Consider the following 548-nt stretch of genomic DNA (forward strand, 5'->3'; position numbering starts at 1 on the left):
GTGTAGCCCGTCGTTTAGCGCAATAACATTCGCGCATTTTCCCGTCCGTAACGATCCAAGTCGATCGTCAATACCCAGCAGGCGGGCAGGGTGCAGCGAAGCCATATGAATGGCATCCTCCGGCGCAGTTCCCGCCAGTTCGACCATGTTGCGAACGGCCGCATCAAGCGAGAGCGTACTGCCTGCCAGGCTACCGGAGGCCGTTCGTACGATACCGTTGCGCATTTCCACCGCTTCGCCGCAGAGCGTGAAGCGGCCATCGGGCATACCGGCTGCCTGCATCGCATCTGTTATCAGGACAATGCGCTGTTCGGCGCAGCAGGAGCACAGACGCATGGCGGCGGGATGAACATGATGCCCGTCGGCAATAAGCTCCAGCCAAGCCCGCGGCGTAGTTAACCCGGCACCGACCATGCCCGGCTCCCGGTGATGTAATCGGCTCATCCCGTTGTAGCAGTGCACCAGCCCGTCGGCACCGGCAGCGAATGCGGCGCAGGTTTGTTCATAGGTGGCGGCGCTATGGCCCAGCATCACCCGCACGCTATGCC

General features: G+C 62.0%; 1 protein-coding gene. It reads right to left on the reverse strand.

The genetic code is table 11. From position 1 onward, the window contains the following. A partial coding sequence (locus FJV41_RS55340) for an N-acetylglucosamine-6-phosphate deacetylase (protein ID WP_141649579.1) occupies nt 1-548 on the reverse strand: 548 nt, incomplete at both ends.

This window comes from Myxococcus llanfairpwllgwyngyllgogerychwyrndrobwllllantysiliogogogochensis (assembly GCF_006636215.1).
Taxonomy (GTDB): Bacteria; Myxococcota; Myxococcia; order Myxococcales; family Myxococcaceae; genus Myxococcus; species Myxococcus llanfairpwllgwyngyllgogerychwyrndrobwllllantysiliogogogochensis.